11 protein-coding genes are annotated in these 16446 nt (G+C 41.0%); 6 read left to right on the top strand and 5 right to left on the bottom strand.

The window, feature by feature from the left end; genetic code table 11:
• Positions 1-107: 107 nt before the first annotated feature.
• The 4 genes from FHS10_RS01045 to FHS10_RS01030 all read right to left on the bottom strand — a co-directional run bounded on the left by FHS10_RS01045 (position 108) and on the right by FHS10_RS01030 (position 4982).
• Positions 108-1325: a FecR family protein gene (locus tag FHS10_RS01045; RefSeq protein WP_259086790.1), complete on the bottom strand. Its 1218-nt coding sequence runs from the start codon at positions 1323-1325 to the stop codon at positions 108-110.
• 300 nt (positions 1326-1625) lie between these two features.
• Positions 1626-2216, bottom strand: a complete 591-nt coding sequence (locus FHS10_RS01040; RefSeq protein ID WP_259086783.1) for an RNA polymerase sigma-70 factor — start codon at positions 2214-2216, stop codon at positions 1626-1628.
• 380 nt (positions 2217-2596) lie between these two features.
• Positions 2597-3571, bottom strand: coding sequence for a glycoside hydrolase family 43 protein (locus FHS10_RS01035; RefSeq protein ID WP_259086781.1), 975 nt, complete (start codon positions 3569-3571; stop codon positions 2597-2599).
• 73 nt (positions 3572-3644) lie between these two features.
• Positions 3645-4982 carry a glycoside hydrolase family 43 protein gene (locus FHS10_RS01030; protein ID WP_259086776.1) on the bottom strand — a complete coding sequence of 446 codons (1338 nt, stop codon included), beginning with the start codon at positions 4980-4982 and terminating at the stop codon, positions 3645-3647.
• A 472-nt stretch (positions 4983-5454) separates the two neighbouring features.
• On the opposite strand from FHS10_RS01030, the gene FHS10_RS01025 reads away from it, so the two are divergent.
• Positions 5455-6564: a glycoside hydrolase family 43 protein gene (locus tag FHS10_RS01025; protein ID WP_259086775.1), complete on the top strand. Its 1110-nt coding sequence runs from the start codon at positions 5455-5457 to the stop codon at positions 6562-6564.
• Positions 6565-6685: 121 nt separating this feature from the next.
• On the opposite strand, the gene FHS10_RS01020 is transcribed toward FHS10_RS01025, so the two are convergent.
• Positions 6686-7957, bottom strand: coding sequence for an alginate lyase family protein (locus FHS10_RS01020; RefSeq protein ID WP_259086774.1), 1272 nt, complete (start codon positions 7955-7957; stop codon positions 6686-6688).
• A 1194-nt stretch (positions 7958-9151) separates the two neighbouring features.
• On the opposite strand from FHS10_RS01020, the gene FHS10_RS01015 reads away from it, so the two are divergent.
• From FHS10_RS01015 to FHS10_RS00995, 5 genes are all read left to right on the top strand, one after another.
• Positions 9152-10042, top strand: coding sequence for an AraC family transcriptional regulator (locus FHS10_RS01015; RefSeq protein ID WP_259086773.1), 891 nt, complete (start codon positions 9152-9154; stop codon positions 10040-10042).
• Positions 10043-10117: 75 nt separating this feature from the next.
• The gene (locus FHS10_RS01010) at positions 10118-10828 is read left to right on the top strand and encodes an SDR family NAD(P)-dependent oxidoreductase (RefSeq protein ID WP_259086772.1); all 711 of its coding nucleotides are present in this window, start codon (positions 10118-10120) and stop codon (positions 10826-10828) included.
• A gap of 23 nt (positions 10829-10851) precedes the next feature.
• A complete protein-coding gene (locus FHS10_RS01005) occupies positions 10852-11883 on the top strand; it encodes an efflux RND transporter periplasmic adaptor subunit (protein WP_259086770.1) in 1032 nt (343 codons plus the stop codon).
• Between the two features lie 53 nt (positions 11884-11936).
• Complete coding sequence (locus tag FHS10_RS01000; RefSeq protein WP_259086769.1) at positions 11937-15080, top strand: efflux RND transporter permease subunit; 3144 nt, start codon at positions 11937-11939, stop codon at positions 15078-15080.
• A gap of 3 nt (positions 15081-15083) precedes the next feature.
• Positions 15084-16385 carry a TolC family protein gene (locus tag FHS10_RS00995; protein WP_259086767.1) on the top strand — a complete coding sequence of 434 codons (1302 nt, stop codon included), beginning with the start codon at positions 15084-15086 and terminating at the stop codon, positions 16383-16385.
• Positions 16386-16446 lie beyond the last annotated feature (61 nt).

Raw genomic sequence — 16446 nt, 5'->3', positions numbered from 1 at the left:
TTGTATTTCTTTTCTCATATCATTCTCATTTTAGGTTAAACATTTGGTTGTTATTAATTTGTATTGGTCTATTGGTTTAAGTCTGCATAACATATGCGTACCGCAGGTCAGTTTTTTATAATCAGGTTTTTCCCATCGAGCGTATAATTAACTCCCATATACCTGATCATGGTCAGCATTTCAGATAGGTTGACATTGCGCGATATCGTACCGTTATATAAGCCATGGTCGGGGTTTCCAGTGTAAGTAACATTGATGTCATACCACCGGGCGACCTGCCTCATAATGGTTGTAATATCAGTTCCGTTAAATTCAAAAATTCCATTTTTCCACGCCACCGCTTCCTCTGTATCTACATGCTCAGCAATTTTCATGACATCGTTTTCATTTAATACAGCCTGATCACCAGGTCTTAGCATAGCTTTTGTGTTCCTGCCTTTTATGCTTACTGATCCTTCGAGTAAAGTTGTCCTGGAGGAAGTTTCATCAGCGTAATCATTTACATTGAAATGGGTCCCCAGGACGGTTACCTCAGCCCGGGCTGATTTGACGACAAATGGTTTGACCATGTTTTTGGTTACTTCGAAATAAGCCTCTCCACTGACTTCCACTAGTCTTGTTTTACCATTGAAGGCAGTCGGAAACTTCAAGTAGGATAAGGCATTCAGCCATACTTTGGTCCCGTCCGGTAATACAACTTCATACTGCCCGCCCTTAGGAGTCCTTACCATATTAAAGGAGACGGCGTTCGAGGCTTCAGTACCGGAGTTGCTGGTATTGTAAACCAACTTCCCTTCGCTCGTTTTAGATATTTTTACGTTGCCTTGCTTGGTCAATAATCCTTTTTTAGCTTGATTTAGAACAATTTCAGAACCGTCAGCAAGTGTCAGCACCGCATTATTCCCTCCCGGGCTAATATCTTTTTGCTGGATTTCGGCATTTTGATTCACAGCTTTTTTATGGCTATTGCGGACTGAGTAAAATAAAACACCAATAATCAGGCTCATAGATACTGCTACAGCGATCTTTGGCCACAGACGGAAAATTCTAGTTTCTCCTTGTTGTGAATTCTCTCTTATTTCAAGATCTTGTGGTTTCACGCTGTCGGAGCTATTGAATATTTGTTTGATTTGATGTTTTTCGCCTATGATCTGCCCCAATAGCTTTTCCTTTAATAAATCCTGCTCATCTTCCGGAAGGCCGACGAGATGTTCTGGAATGTGATCAAATGAGCTGAACCATTGGTGTACTTCGGCAATTTCGTCCGCCGTACAATCGCCAGCCAAATACCTGTCAATCACCTCCGCTGAAATGTTTTGTTTCATTAAAAGAATTTAAATAAGAATTACTATTGGTTTATATAAGTGAAGTCGAAAAAAATCACCCTACCCCCCAAATAAATTTAAAAAAAAGTCATTTAGTTGAATTTTTGACGTTTCCGGTCTTTTTTAAAACAGCTTAGAATTTCAAAACAAACTGTTTATCATACTAAAAGTAAGCCACCATGGTCAATCTGCCATAGAACCACCCTGCGATAAGGACTGCTTTATGAAACAACAAAGCAAATTATTGGGTCGTAATTTAGTAATGAGATTTTCAGGAATATAAAAGATACCGACCAATGTTTATAAATAGCCTTTGTATATAAAAATGGCAAGCATTAACCAATCTTTCAAATGTGTGCGGAGAAAGCGGGTGGCATTAGTGATATGATTTTCCACAGTTTTTTCAGAAATATCCAAGATACGGGCGATTTCCTTGTTAGATTTATTGCTTTTTCGGCTAAGTTCAAAAACAGAGCGACACCGTGGGGGAAGTTTCGCCAGTTCGTTATCAATGATCAACTGCAGGTCCTTTAAATGAATCGTATCTTCAATTGAATAATCCAATTCTTCTTCAACTATGGCATAGGGTAAAAAGAGATATTGATTTTTTTGTGCCTCCTTTCTAAGATGACTGATCGTTAGATAGCTAACCGAAGAAAAAAGATAAGATTTTAAAGATTGGTTGATCTGAATGGTCTCTATCTTTTCCCAGAACCTGGTAAAAAAAATCTGTACTATTTCTTCAGACGATTCCCTGTCTCGCAGCCTTTTATTGGTAAAAACATATAATTTATACCAATATCTGTCATAGATTGCTTTAAACGCAGTAAGCTGGTCGCTGTGCATCAAACTTATAAGTTCATCATCTGAAAGCGGAGAATTTTCTTTCATTAGTTCTGCTCTATTGAAAAAGCACTGTTCAAATTAATTGGCTACCGAATGTCCGTATTTTATTCGATATTCCTTCAAATTGTTATATTTCATTTCAGGCACGCACTGTTTGACAACAATGATATAAATCATGGATCACAAGGTAGGATTGAACCTGACCTCCTCCTCTGGCTCGCAATTTATTAAATCATAAATATCTAATCATTCAAGAAACCCTTCTCCCCTATCATAATATCTTAAGCTGGATACATTAAAAAGTAGTGGCTATAATCCATGCACTATTGAATAACAGGACAAAACGAGATTTTAAAGATACAAAGACGTCTTTTATTCATTTTTTGAAACAGTTACAACACAGGCAGCCTGGCACAGAGGCTCGTTCATTTTCGGCCCGTCCCTGATTGTACCCCTTCAGTGGTCATAGATACTCGTTTCATTGATCCATCCTTATTATAATAAATTTTATCTATACAGACCGACCGGCTATAACTGCCCCCGTTGGGCTGAACAGCTCCATTGTGGTAAATGAAATACGATTGCCCCTTGAATTCAATTATTGCCTGGTGATTGGTATTACTGTTCCCTGCAATTTCATTTAGTATACCTTTATAATGATAGGGTCCCTGAATGTGATTTGCCATCGCGTAAGCAATTTTTTCAGGGAAACCTGTAGCATAGGAAAGATAGTATTTTCCTTTTCGTTTGTGGATCCAGGGCGCCTCGGTAAATTTCAGGTGATCGAAATCTATTTTCTTGATTTCGCCGTCGATTTCGATCATATTCGCTTTCAATTTGGCATAGTAACAAACCCCGTTTCCCCAAAACAACCATGCTTGTCCGTTGTCTATGATCACCGTCGGGTCGATGCAAGTCCAGTAATGCTTGGAAGCAAAACAATCGGCATTCGTTAAAAGTGGCTTCCCGAGTGCATCTTTGTATGGGCCCTCGGGCCGGTCAGCGACAGCTACACCAATACCGGAACCGTTTGTACTCATATACCAATAATACTTCCCGTTCCGCTTGATCGTCTGGGCAGCATACGCTGCACCTGTCCGATCCCAGGCAAAGTCAGTTATTTTCAAAGGTGTAGGATATTCTGTCCAATGGATAAGGTCAGTTGTAGAAAATACACACCAGTCTTTCATTTGATATCCTTTTTGATTGCCTGCAAAATCATGGCCCGTAAATAACCAAAGGGTATCTCTCTCGACAAAAGCAGAAGGATCCGCGGTGAATTTATGTGTTATGACAGGATTTCCTGTGCTTTCGAAATGGTAAAGACTGTCGACTTGCGCCCTTACCTCGTAAGTAAGCGCAAGAAAGAAAGTAACTGTTATAATGTACGGTTTTATCATCCGATGATGCATTATTTAATAATACTAATCTTTATTTTCCTTTGAGATTCCCCAATTATCTTCCCTAAATGTTTTATTTCAATAATTCAGGAGGAACTCCGCCCCATCTTTCGTTTAGCCGTTTGGCTTCTTCTCTGGTTATGCTGATAACCGTGCCATGTCGCGGATTGAAATTTTTGGTAAATGATTCGGGATTTTCTGTAAAATGATACAGATCTGAGCTTTTCTGATACTCGTACCTCAGTCTGGTGTAAAGGTCATACATCAAAACGTAGGTTTCTGAATTATTGAGTTTGAATATACCCGACCCTTCTACAACAATGTGTTTGGTCGAATAGGCATCCAGGTATTTAAAATTCTCCGCCCAGGGACCTTGTAAGCTATGTCCTATGGCCTGTTGGATACCATTCTGAACTTCCTTCCCATTCTCATCCTTGGTGTTTCCCTTAAAGAAAAAATGATAAACGCCATCTTTATAAATAATGTCGCCGTCTATTGCACCATATTTCGCTCTGAACATCAATGCCGGTTCATGTTCAAAACCCGTAAAATCCTTATTAGCATAAGCTGAATAAAAATCGAGTCTGGGATCGTTTTGGAAACGAACGGTGAAATAAACGAGATACTTCCCGGCAGCCGGATCATAGATCGTTTGGGGTGCCCAGACCCATTTCACATCTGAAAAATTTTCGGGGTATGTCTTTGCCAGGTCAATGATGCTATGGCTCCAGTCAATGAGGTTGCCGGATTTGAGCATGTCGATACCGGGGTTATGTCCCCAACCATTTTTAATGGCAGACATATCGGTGGCTACCATATAGAAACTATTTTCCTCCTCGCCGCGCAGGATGTGGGGATCTCGGATCCCCCCGGTTTGTGAAATCTCTGTTGATGACAATACCGGACGGTTTCCGTTTAGCGCGTTCCAGTTAAAAGCGTCCGCGCTAACGCCGAACCGAAGCTGCTCCTGCTGAGCCGCTTCGCCCGAACCTTCGAAATAAGCAAATAAATAGCCGCTATAGGGTAACTCTTCATAGGCAATGTAAATATTAAAGCTCTTGGTTCGTACCGCATTTCCTAAGGAAATAATAGCTTTCATAGTAACGCTGACTTTTTTTCCGTTTCGTGGAGATCGCTTGAGTAATTTTCCAAGACTGGTGACATAGCTCTCATCTCCCGATTTCCAGTGAATAATAGATCCATTTTGTCCCAGAGTATCCAATGGGATATCCCAATGTAAATTATCGGCATAGCCATTCGGTATCCTCAGTGCACCTGCATCCTCAGCGACTTTTGCGCGATCTGTTTTTTTATTCCTAGCAGGGAAACCTGGCTGTTTAGTCTGACAAAATACGATTTGACTTGCCAACAGGAATAATCCCATAAAAGATAACCTAAGTACTTGTTTCATGTATGTTTGATGGTGTAACGTTTACAAATTGTAGCGAAGGTTTAACAAATAATTCCCCGCAATCCCCCCTGCTAGTTAACGACTTTTCCGGCAACAGCCTTATCATCAAAAATGCCCACTAACAACATTCAGCTGCATCAATTGAAAAATAAAGACATGTCATTTATAATTGTTATTTACACACCAAATATACAAGAAATAAAAATGGTTTTGCAAAAAGACGGCAAATGCATGTCTCGAAGGACGAATTAAAAACTAACATTTCAACATACAACATATCGTTAATAACATTTCGGAACATAATAAGAATTAAAAAAATAGTCTATGCTATGCCCCTAAGTAAAGTATTTAAACCGGAATCGGTGCCATTAAGCTCAGAATAAATATCAATCAGATTGGTAAAGGATTAAGACATCCTGCTTGTATCGGATTCCGATTACAAAAAGCTAATATTAATTAATCATAACAATAATTGTATAAACAACAATTATTGTTACTTTTGATCAACCAATTACAACAGGACATGTTTCAACGCTACCGTACCGCTTTATTTTGTTTCTTCCTTTTTTTTGCCGCTATTGGATCAGCCCAGCAATTAAAAATCCCAAAAGAAAAAGATATGACAGCATATCTAATGGTTTATTTTAAGGATAATACGCATGGTTTATATATGGCCTTAAGTAAGGATGGCCATTGTTTTACTGACGTCAACAATGAAAATCCAATTATTGCCGGAGACACCATTGCCGAACAAAAGGGAATAAGAGATCCCTATATTACCCGTGGCCCCGATGGTCTGTTTTATCTCGCCCTAACTGACTTACACATTTATGGCATGAAAGCAGGATACCGTAATACAGAATGGGAACGTGACGGCAAGCAATACGGATGGGGTAATAACCGGGGCCTGGTACTGATGAAATCAAGGGATCTCATACATTGGACTCACCAAGTACTGCGCATTGATCAGGCATTCCCTGAACTTATTGACATTGGTTGCGCTTGGGCACCTGAGTTGATATACGATGAAAAGTTACAGAAAATGATGATCTACTTTACGATGCGTTTTGGGAACGGGAACAATAAACTTTATTATGCCTACATGAACAAAGATTTCACAGGTATGGAAACAAAGCCTCAATTATTATTTCAGTACCCAAAAGATGTATCTTTCATTGATGGGGATATCACCAAAGTAAATGGCAAGTACCATTTGTTTTACGTATCTCATGACGGTGGTTCGGGAATTAAGCAGGCGGTTTCAAATACTATAAATACGGGTTACCGTTATGACGATAAATGGTATGATCCGGAGCCAGGCGCTTGTGAAGCTCCCACGGTTTACAAGCTGATAGGTCAAAATAAATGGATTCTTGTTTACGACATTTTCGGAATAAATCCACATAATTTCGGGTTCAGTGAGACCACTGATTTTAAGAGTTTTAAAGACCTCGGACATTTTAATGAAGGTGTAATGAAATCTACAAATTTTTCGTCTCCGAAACATGGCGCCGTTATACAAGTTACCCGAAAAGAGGCCCAACACCTCGCTGATAATTGGAAACTCGAATTGAAGTTTTAGACCAATCGCACAAAGTCAAAACATAATGTGACTATAAACACCTTAAATCCCCTATCAACATAGTGATCAATATAAAAGCCGCACCAACTCTAATATGATGCGGCCTCTGTATAATGAAACATTAATAGATTCCTGACCATGTGTACGACGGGGAAACGACCGCCTGTGAAGTATTACAATAGAATAAACTCCCCCATCCAACTTCATCGGTGATTGTGGCTGTCGCACCTTCATTTACGTGACTTGCCACAACCTGTTCGGTATAAGGCATACTTAAACCACGATAACGGTGATAATAGTTGTAAGCCATATACCAGATTGGGCGGTAATTACCACGGTTAGACGATGAGATAGCAGCAATTGGAGGAGTTACCTGCCAAATTGACGTAGCAGGGGTAACAGGATCCCACGTCACGTTATTTCCAAGGTTATATTTAGCCGTATATTCCATAGCCTTGCCGATCACCCCGCTGCGCGCATCATAAAGCGATTTGTTGCCCTGGTTGTATGCCATCTGGGCCCATTCCAGGAAGCTGGCTAAACAAAGTTGGGTATAGTATTGGTCACGGCCCCCTTCAATCGGCTGTCCAGTAGACAAAAATGCGGTTACGTTCGTACCGTTGTCGGCTCCATTTGCCGCAGTTCTGTTAAAATATTCCAGCGATAAATTATAGGCCGTCTGGCTTTCGCAGAATATACCATATGCCATTATAAACTTACCGGCACTTGAGCCCCACGATGGCCAGCCATCAACCACAAAGGGGGCTGTTTTGCTATAAGTGGCGGCATAGGCTGCATAATAGTTATAAAATATTTTGAACAGGTTTTTATAGTTGGTCTTCTTTGTTGAAGTAAGGCCGGAATAGTTGTAAACCATATCTGCCCCATAAATCATAAAGTGTAATCCGTAGCCATTACACAACTGCCAGTCGTTATCAGGATATTGAATAGATGTGCAGGTTGAAGCCCACGCATCAAGCAATTGAATAACCTTGTCGGCATATCTTGTTTGCCCGGTCATATTCCACATTACACCGTTCACAAACATGGCCATCGCATCATTTTCGTAATCGCTCTTATATAAATTCCTACCCACCTGGGTATGCGCATGAGGCGCATAGCTGCTGGATAAAAATGTAGCATAATTGCTTTGAAAATTAGCAAAGGTTGTTTTGTAGGGCTCCACATTAGCTATTGCCTGGGCGTAGGCATACTGCATTTGCGGCTTGGTCAATACCGTTCCGGGGTGTATAAAATCAATCGCCGAAGTTTTCACATTGCGATTTTCAGATTCGCCGGGGACTTTTGCCACTATCGGACCTTTTTTTTCCTTAGAGCAACCGGTAGATACCGCAAGCATAATAATACTCGCATAAAACAAAGCTTTTCTCATAATTTGTAAAATTTAATTGATGAATTATAATTTAGTATGGTTTAAGAAGTGCCAATTTTCCGATAGCATTTCCTTCACTTCAGGCAATAGAATACCTGTCGCGATGATTCAGCACCGTAAAACATTTTTATAAAAACATTGATTTTAACTGATAATTGGCAATCAATTTTCCGGGTATAATGAGAGCTTTTTATACCACACGGGATATAATTGATCCATCCCCGAATCAATTATTGGTTTTAAGTGATTTTTATTTTATTTCATTAACATTTGATTTAAGTGATACATATGGAGTTAATTAATAAAAGCACAACCATAGTTAATATTTTAAGCATCGAAGTTATTTTTCTATAAAAAAAGATTGCGTTACGGGTATTGCTGTTTGCAGTTTAGGCCAATCACCATAGTTGATCAGCTTCTGACCTGATTATTCCTTAAATGACCTGAAATTGCTATTTCATATGCTTAAGTTTAATGGTCAACCAGAATTCAGACTGCATATACCACCTTTCGCGCGGCATCCCTCACAAGTAAACAGGCTGCCTAGGTAGTTATGCAGCGCGCCCCTTTCAGGATTGCGAAACATCACTACAGAAAGCCATGACCTTAAGCCAGTCACGCGTTCTATAATCAATTCAAAGATGGTAGTCAGAGACGATTCTGGCGTTATAATGGTTTATAAAATAAAGTCGAAGATAGACTTCCCGCTGATCAGGCGTGAGGGGTAATTAAATCAAACACAGGGGGGAATAATGCTCAATATTATTCAAAATCGTCTACACGATTGAATTTGTTTAACGTTTTTAGAATTTGACGAAGCATAATAGGCGAGAGCGGACGTATATTTAACTCTTCAGATTATATCAATATTGACTTTAGCAGCTCTAGTGGATCAGTTTAATATTGGTAATTTATTGCAAAAATCCACAATCATTTGAATAGAAGCTTGCCTGGTCCAGTATTGTAAAAATTGCAACTATACTACCCTTCCCTTTGGAAGAAATTGTTTTGCCGCCTATTTTATATTTTGTTTCACCCAAATTGAGGAGGCAATGGACGCCCAAATTCTCTTTTTGACAGGGTCTTTTTAACAGTACCATTGTTGATGACCAAAATCTGAAATAAGGCATCAATAATCAGGCCGTTTTATTTAGTTTTGGCCAGTACAAGCAGTAAATCATTATTTGCATTAATATGTCCAGAATCATCCCACAATTAACGTCTGCCCAATTTCTTTCTGAAATGGGTATTTCGGGCTGGGACGAAGATGATTTTTTTGTACTGCATGATCAATTACCGCCACGTTACCTCATTCAGTACCCCTTTCGGTTTAACGATTATGCGATTGCCATTATAACTGAAGGTTCGATGTATTTTTCCGTGAATTTACAGGAATATGAAGCTGTAAAAAACACACTGGTGATACTCACCCCTACCATGTTATCTAGCGGTATGACAACACAAAGCGACGATTTTAATATCAGCGGTCTCTTGTTTCGTAAAGAGTTCCTTACCGAAAGCCTTGCCGACAGCCAGTTTTTACAAAAGTTCCGTTTTCTTGATGCCAATGCTTTGCCTAAAGTAGCCATCGCAAGCAATCAGATAGATAATTTGCTGCATTATTTTTCGATCATTGAACAATTAGCTGAGAAGAAAGAACATCCGCACCGGAAAAAGATCATCCGTAATCAGATCGAATCATTCTTATACGAAGTAGATGCGATTTACCAACCAGAGGCCGCTTTAATTCAAGGGAAATTTTCGAGAAAAGACGAATTAAATCAGCGCTTTCATTACATGCTTGCGCTGCACTTCAGAGAACAGCGGAGCGTTAGCTTTTATGCAGATCAGTTGCATGTAACCGCTAAGTATTTATCGGAAACCATTAAAGAAATTTCAGGAAAAACAGCTGGTGAATTAATTGAGGATATGGTGGTATTGGAAGCAAAAGTATTGCTCAAAAACTCCCAACTCAGTATTGTTCAGGTCGCGGACTCTCTTCACTTTAATGATCAATTCTTCTTCAGCCAGTACTTCAAAAAACGTACAGGTGTGTCACCATCCGATTATAGGAACCAAGTATAAAGTACATTTACCGCCTTTTACACATCTGCTACCGCCTTTTGCACATTCTACCCCGTCCCGATAAGATTCACCTTTGTGCCGTGGATTTGTTTCGGCAAATCCGCCATCAGATATCAAGGTATGGGCAGTTTTTCCAGAGAGTTTATTTCCATTGTAGCAGGTGCCGGGGATGCTTGGTTAAAAATCATAAGCGGCCTGTTAAGTAACAATGCCACTGTTATTGTTCCTGTAAAAAGTTACGATGAATTGCAATTGCTTAAAGAGGTCACCGCCCCTGTTACAACAGGAGAATTGGTTACCCTGCTAACCGATCTATCAGACTATAATAAAGCAGCAGGCTTTCTGGAAGATATTAAAGCTTGTTTCGGAAATATAGATTTGATTGTGCTGGTATTTGACAATGACTGTCCAGATAACCCGCTCACGGAAGTTTCCTATACCGAATGGGAGAGAATGGTGCATGACAGTATATCCGCTTGTTTCATAGCCGGAAAAATAATACTCCAGTCAATGAAGCGCCAAACACATGGCATGTACATTACCATAAGTAATACGCCCTCGCCGGCCCATGGCAACCTTTCGTCGTTAGCCGCTATCGCCGGCTGTATGCAGGCAGAACTTTCAAAACTATTTGCGGCAGAGGTAAAACTCTATGGCATAAAGTATTATCATGTTTTCACTGATCCCGCTCAGGAGGACGGTCATCATGTTGCCCGGTATATCATCCAACTTTATAAGAACGAAGTAAAGCATCCTGAAAACACATTCCAAATTATATCAGCATAACATCATAAAAACAAAATAGGACAATGAAAGAAACACTTAAAACAGTTGCATTTTTTTCTATACTGGTAACGGTCATAGCCGGTTGCGGTAGTGGGGAAGAGCAGTCAAAACAGGCTGAGGCTCCAATAAAAGTTATTACCAAACAAATAATTCCCACCGGGCAGCCCGAAGTATTTTCTTACAGTGGTACTATTGAGGCTGATAATACGGTATCACTGGGATTCTCTGTTTCCGGCAGGGTTACTTCCGTAAATGTGCAGGAAGGACAGCATGTAAACGCCGGGCAGTTACTGGCCACTATTGAAACGATTGAATACCAAAATGCGGTGCGGCTTGCACAGGCCGGTCTGGATCAGGCAGCCGATAATTTTAAAAGATTAAATGAACTACATACTAAAGGCAGCCTGCCAGAAAGGGATTTTATAACGACCAAAGTTTCACTTACGCAGGCCGAGGTAAATAAAAGCACTGCATTAAAAAGATTGAGCGATACCAGGTTGTACGCTCCCTTTGCAGGTATTGTTTCGGCCAAATCAGTTGAAAAGGGCGCTACTGCTGCCCCAGGTGTATCAGCTTTTACCTTGTTAAAAACCAATCAAGTATATGCACAGGCTTCTGTTGCGGAAAGCGAGATAAGCAAATTGACCATCGGCAAAAATGCTATCATATCCATCCCTGTTTTAAGCGAAAGCCTGGAGGGTAAAATAACCATTATTAATCCGCAGGCTGATGCTGCCAGCAAAACCTTCAATGTTAAAATAAGGATAGGGAATGCCAGTGGTAAATTATTGCCTGGCATGATGAGCGATATTAAAATATCAACGGGGAAAACAGTGGATGCCATTGCCATACCTGCCGAAGCAGTAGTGCGGGACGCCGATGATATAACCTATGTATTTGTTGTTAATGATGACCATAAAGCTATCCGCAAAAGAGTGGCCACTGGTGGCTTACTTATCAATGAGGTGGTTATCACAAACGGGTTGCAAGCAGGTGATAAAGTAATTATAGCCGGGCAAAATAAATTGAAAGACGGGCAAGCTGTTTCGCTCTGATCTTAAATAATGCAGCAACGCAACAAAAACACTCAAATCACTCAATCGCAGTAATGAAAAAACGAAGAATAAATATAGTAGAGGCATCCATGAAGTATCACCAGATCACGATTGTTATTACCGTGATCCTGGTAGTGGTGGGTATTATTGCCTTGCTTACCATGCCACGTAGTGAAGATCCCCGCATTACAGTAAGGCAGGGGCTTGTTATTGCCCAATATCCCGGTGCAGACGAGTTACAGATGGAAAAGCAGGTGACGAATAAAATAGAGCAATACCTGTTTAGTTTTGAAGAAATAAGAAAGGCAAAAACAAAATCGGAAACAAAAGAAGGGCTTACCGTAATTACCGCCGAATTAAATGAGGACGTAAAGGACCCCAAAAAATTCTGGAGCACTTTACAGCATGGTCTTAATACGGTTTTGCGCTCCAATTTGCCACAAGGTGTGCAAGGCCCGATCGTGAACAGCGATTTTGGCGATGTAGTAGCACAAATGATAACCGTAAGTGCCTCTGGCCGCAGTTATGCCGAAATAGAAAAATATGTAGACAAGCTGGAAGACGGGATTAAAACTATTCCCGAAGTTTCCAAGATAAACCGTTATGGCGGGCAAAGACAACAAATCTATGTAACGGTGCAAGATGAAAAACTGCGACAGTATGGTTTTGATTTTTCGGCCTTAGCTGTCGTATTGCAAGCACAGAACGTAACCAATGCTACCGGAGATATTACTATGGCAGCAAGTAACATCCCCATTTTTGCCAAAAGCCGTTACCAGGATGAAGCTTCCATCGGCAACCAGATCATTTACAGTGCGCCAGCCGGTAAGGTAGTGCGCTTAAAAGATGTGGCACGTATAGAACGCCGCTATGAAGAGTTAAACAGCTATATAAAAGTAGGCAACAGCAATGTTATGATGCTTACCGTGCAGATGCAGCCCGGTAACAATATTGTAAACCTGGGCAAGGATCTGGCTAAAAAAATTAAGGAAGTAAAACGCGGTTTGCCGTCTGATGTAAGTGTAAACGTTATTGTTGATCAGCCTGAAGTGGTGAAGGAACGAGTGAGCCATTTCATGGTGGAGTTTGCTATTGCTATTGCATCAGTAATCATTGTGGTGATGCTCCTGCTTCCATTACGTATAGCTTCCATATCTGCTATCGCTGCGCCGGTATCTATCGCGGTTGCTTTTGGGGTGTTGAACATGATAGGAATTGAAATTCATCAGGTTACCCTTGCTGCCATGATCATCGTATTGGGGATGGTGGTAGATGATGCCATTGTGATTGTAGATAATTATATTGAAAAACTTGACGAAGGAATACCTAACTGGACAGCAGCCTGGCAAAGTGCCACCCAGCTCATGGTGCCCGTTTTTACAGCTACAGCAGCCATTATCTTTGCGTTTGTGCCCCTGGCATTTGTACTCAATGGTTTGACTAAAGAGTTTATACAGGCACTACCGGTTGCTGTATCTGTAGCCCTGTTCGCTTCTTTTTTGGTAGCGCTGCTGCTTACCCCCTATCTATGTTTCATCTTTTTGAAAAAAGGATTGAAGCACCAAATCAGTGATCGCCCACCAAAGAAAAAAATGTTAGACTATTTACAAGACGGTTATAACAAAGCGGTAGAGTTTTGTTTCCGCTGGCCAAAGTCAACATTAACAGCAGGGGTACTATCTATAGTACTCGCGATGTTCCTGGGTACAAAAGCCGATCAGGAGTTATTTCCCATTGCAGAGCGCAGCCAGTTTAATATTGAGTTATGGATGCAGAACGGTACAGATATACATGAAACCGCAAAGGCTGTAAAAAAAGTAGAGGACGCTATAAAAGGTGATAAGCGTATTGTAACTACTGCAAGTTTTATTGGTACCAGTTCGCCGCGTTTCCATTCGACCTATGCGCCTGAAACGCCAAGAGAAAACTTTGCCCAGATCTTTATTAACACTACCAGCAATGAAGCCACTACTGAATTGGCCGAAGAATATCTGGCCAAATTCCGGGACTTTTTACCCAATGGCTACGTGAGGGTACGTCAACTGTCACTAAAGCAATCGCCCGCGCCGGTAGAAATAAGAATAACCGGTGATGACCTGAACGATCAAAAAAGAGTAGCTGCAAAGGTGGCGGCCATATTGGAAAAAACCAAAGGCACCAACTGGGTACGGACCGATTACCAGGATGATTATTTTGGCATCAAAGCGGTCACAAAAGAGGATGTGGCTACCCGGCTGGGCGTAACCAATTCCATCATTACCCAAACCCTGGGCGGCGAAATAAAAGGTTACTCCGTTTCTACCTTATGGGAGGGTGATAAACCTGTTGATATTCTGCTTCGTTTGGATGTAAAGAACCGGTCAGACTTTAATGAACTGCAAAATATTTATGTAACAACGCAGTACAATACCAAAGTACCGCTAAAAGAAGTGGTAAACTTTCAGCCTTCCTGGCACACGGGGGTTATTGCACACCGTAACGGGCTTCGCACATTGACTGTTCAATCAGAGGCTCAAATGGACGTAAAGGCCGCGGCTATTATGGCAGCTATAAAACCGCAAATAGCTAAGCTGCAACTGCCACCAGGTATTTCCATAAGTTACGGCGGCGAGGAAGAAGCCACCAACGAAACCGGACCTAATATGGCCAAATCGTTACTGATCAGTATTGTCCTTATCTTCCTTACCCTTTTATTCCAGTTTAAAAATATCGGTAAAGTACTGATCGTGCTTTCCACTTTCCCGCTAAGCTTACTGGGGGCTATGCTGGGGTTGATCATTACCGGTAATCCCTTCGGTTTTACCGCTTTCATGGGCATCATCAGTTTAATGGGGATTGTAGTGCGCAATGGTATTATCCTGGTAGATTATGCCGACGAACTGATCCTTGAGCATGGTTATACCATAAAGGCCGCCGCACTGGCTTCCGCTAAACGGAGGATGCGCCCTATTTTCCTGACATCCGCCGCCGCCGCTATTGGTGTGGTACCCATGATATTGGGCAAATCACCTTTATGGGCCCCACTGGGTAGCGTACTAGCTGTTGGGCTAATTGTATCTATGGTGATGACCTTATTTGTTGTCCCCGTACTGTATTACAAATTTATCAAACCTCATGCAGCAAAAGAAGGGTTAGCACAACCGGATATGGATGAGCACATTCAGTACAAGCCTTCACATGAAAAATTAAAAAATTAAAAAATGACTCGTATTATCAAAAAGATATTGCTCTCTCTCATGCTGCTTATTGCAGGTACTCTGGTCCATAAAACAGCATCGGCACAGCAAACATTAACATTAGAACAATGCCGACAGCTTGCCTTGGAGCGGAATAATAACTTAAAAGAAGCACAGGAAAACATTAATGCTGCCAAAGCACAAAAAGCGCAGCAGGATGCCGGAGGTAAACCCACGGTTGATGGGACAGTAACCGGTTTTTATTTTGGAAAACCTCTCAGTTCTGTTTTGCCTCAATATGGCATAAGTCCGGGCCTGGGGATCACACAACCCATTTATTCGGGCGGTAAGGTAAAGCTGAACAAAGCGATCGCGGCTAATGGTGTGGAAATACAGGAAGAACAGAAGGTGTTAGCTACATCAGATGTGTTGTATAATACCGAAAGGGCTTATTGGCAAGTGGTTTCAGCTACTGAACAGATCAAATTGGCCGAGCAAAGTAAAAAGCAGTTAGCTGCTTTATACACCGATCTGAATAACCAGTATACCGCCGGCACCACCTATAAAAACGATGTGCTGCGAGCCAAAGTTCAACAGAATGAAAATGAATTGAACCTCACCAGGGCACATGACAATTTAACGTTGGCCAAACTAAACCTTGCCCAAATAACCGGATTGGGCGATAGTACCAATTTTATAATAACCGACTCAGTAAGGGGCTCATTCAATGCTACACAAAACAATGCAGAGCTGGAAAAGGCTCTTATTAATCGCTCAGAAATAAAGATACTGCAAAAATCCATACTATCTGACAAGATGCAGGAGAAGCTTTTAATAGCCGATTTAAAACCAGTTGTGAGCTTGGGGGTGAACGGAGTAACGGCATTTGGTAAAAAAGGCATTAACCCAACCAACAACAATAATTTTATGGCTACTTACTATAGTATGCTTAACGTGAACATCCCCATTTTTGATTGGGGCAGAAAGCGGCAAACGGTAAAAGAGCAGCGATATAAAACTGCCGCCAAGGGATATCAGTTAAAGGAAAGAACGGAACAGGTTTCCTTGGAAGTACAACAGGCTTACTTGCAATTAAACCAAAGTGTAAAACGGATCGGGCTTTCTGGTATATCCTTGCAACAGGCAGAAGAAAACCTGAGATTGAGTAATGACCGTTTTAAAGCAGGAACTATTATAGGTAAGGATGTGCTGGAAGCACAAACCATATGGCAACAGGCTTACAGTGACTTGATAGATGCTAAAGTGGAGTATAAAATTAACGAGGCCAATTTAAAAAGAGCATTAGGTCAGGGGATTAATAAATAAAAGCTGAAAGGTAGCATGAAATTTATAGGAGAATATTTCGAAGTAGATTTTAAAAAATGGT

It is taken from the genome of Mucilaginibacter dorajii (assembly GCF_024808255.1).
Lineage (GTDB): Bacteria > Bacteroidota > Bacteroidia > Sphingobacteriales > Sphingobacteriaceae > Mucilaginibacter > Mucilaginibacter dorajii.
The sequence above is the reverse complement of the archived record's forward strand: the minus strand, read 5'-3'. Positions and strand labels throughout refer to the sequence as shown.

Bases quoted from the DNA above. Each gene is read 5' to 3' on its own strand.
- FHS10_RS01015 (WP_259086773.1), top strand. From the start codon at position 9,152: ATGTCCAGAATCATCCCACAATTAACGTCTGCCCAATTTCTTTCTGAA.
- FHS10_RS01040 (WP_259086783.1), bottom strand. From the start codon at position 2,216: ATGAAAGAAAATTCTCCGCTTTCAGATGATGAACTTATAAGTTTGATG.
- FHS10_RS01020 (WP_259086774.1), bottom strand. From the start codon at position 7,957: ATGAGAAAAGCTTTGTTTTATGCGAGTATTATTATGCTTGCGGTATCT.
- FHS10_RS01005 (WP_259086770.1), top strand. From the start codon at position 10,852: ATGAAAGAAACACTTAAAACAGTTGCATTTTTTTCTATACTGGTAACG.
- FHS10_RS01030 (WP_259086776.1), bottom strand. From the start codon at position 4,982: ATGAAACAAGTACTTAGGTTATCTTTTATGGGATTATTCCTGTTGGCA.
- FHS10_RS01045 (WP_259086790.1), bottom strand. From the start codon at position 1,325: ATGAAACAAAACATTTCAGCGGAGGTGATTGACAGGTATTTGGCTGGC.
- FHS10_RS01000 (WP_259086769.1), top strand. From the start codon at position 11,937: ATGAAAAAACGAAGAATAAATATAGTAGAGGCATCCATGAAGTATCAC.
- FHS10_RS00995 (WP_259086767.1), top strand. From the start codon at position 15,084: ATGACTCGTATTATCAAAAAGATATTGCTCTCTCTCATGCTGCTTATT.
- FHS10_RS01035 (WP_259086781.1), bottom strand. From the start codon at position 3,571: ATGATAAAACCGTACATTATAACAGTTACTTTCTTTCTTGCGCTTACT.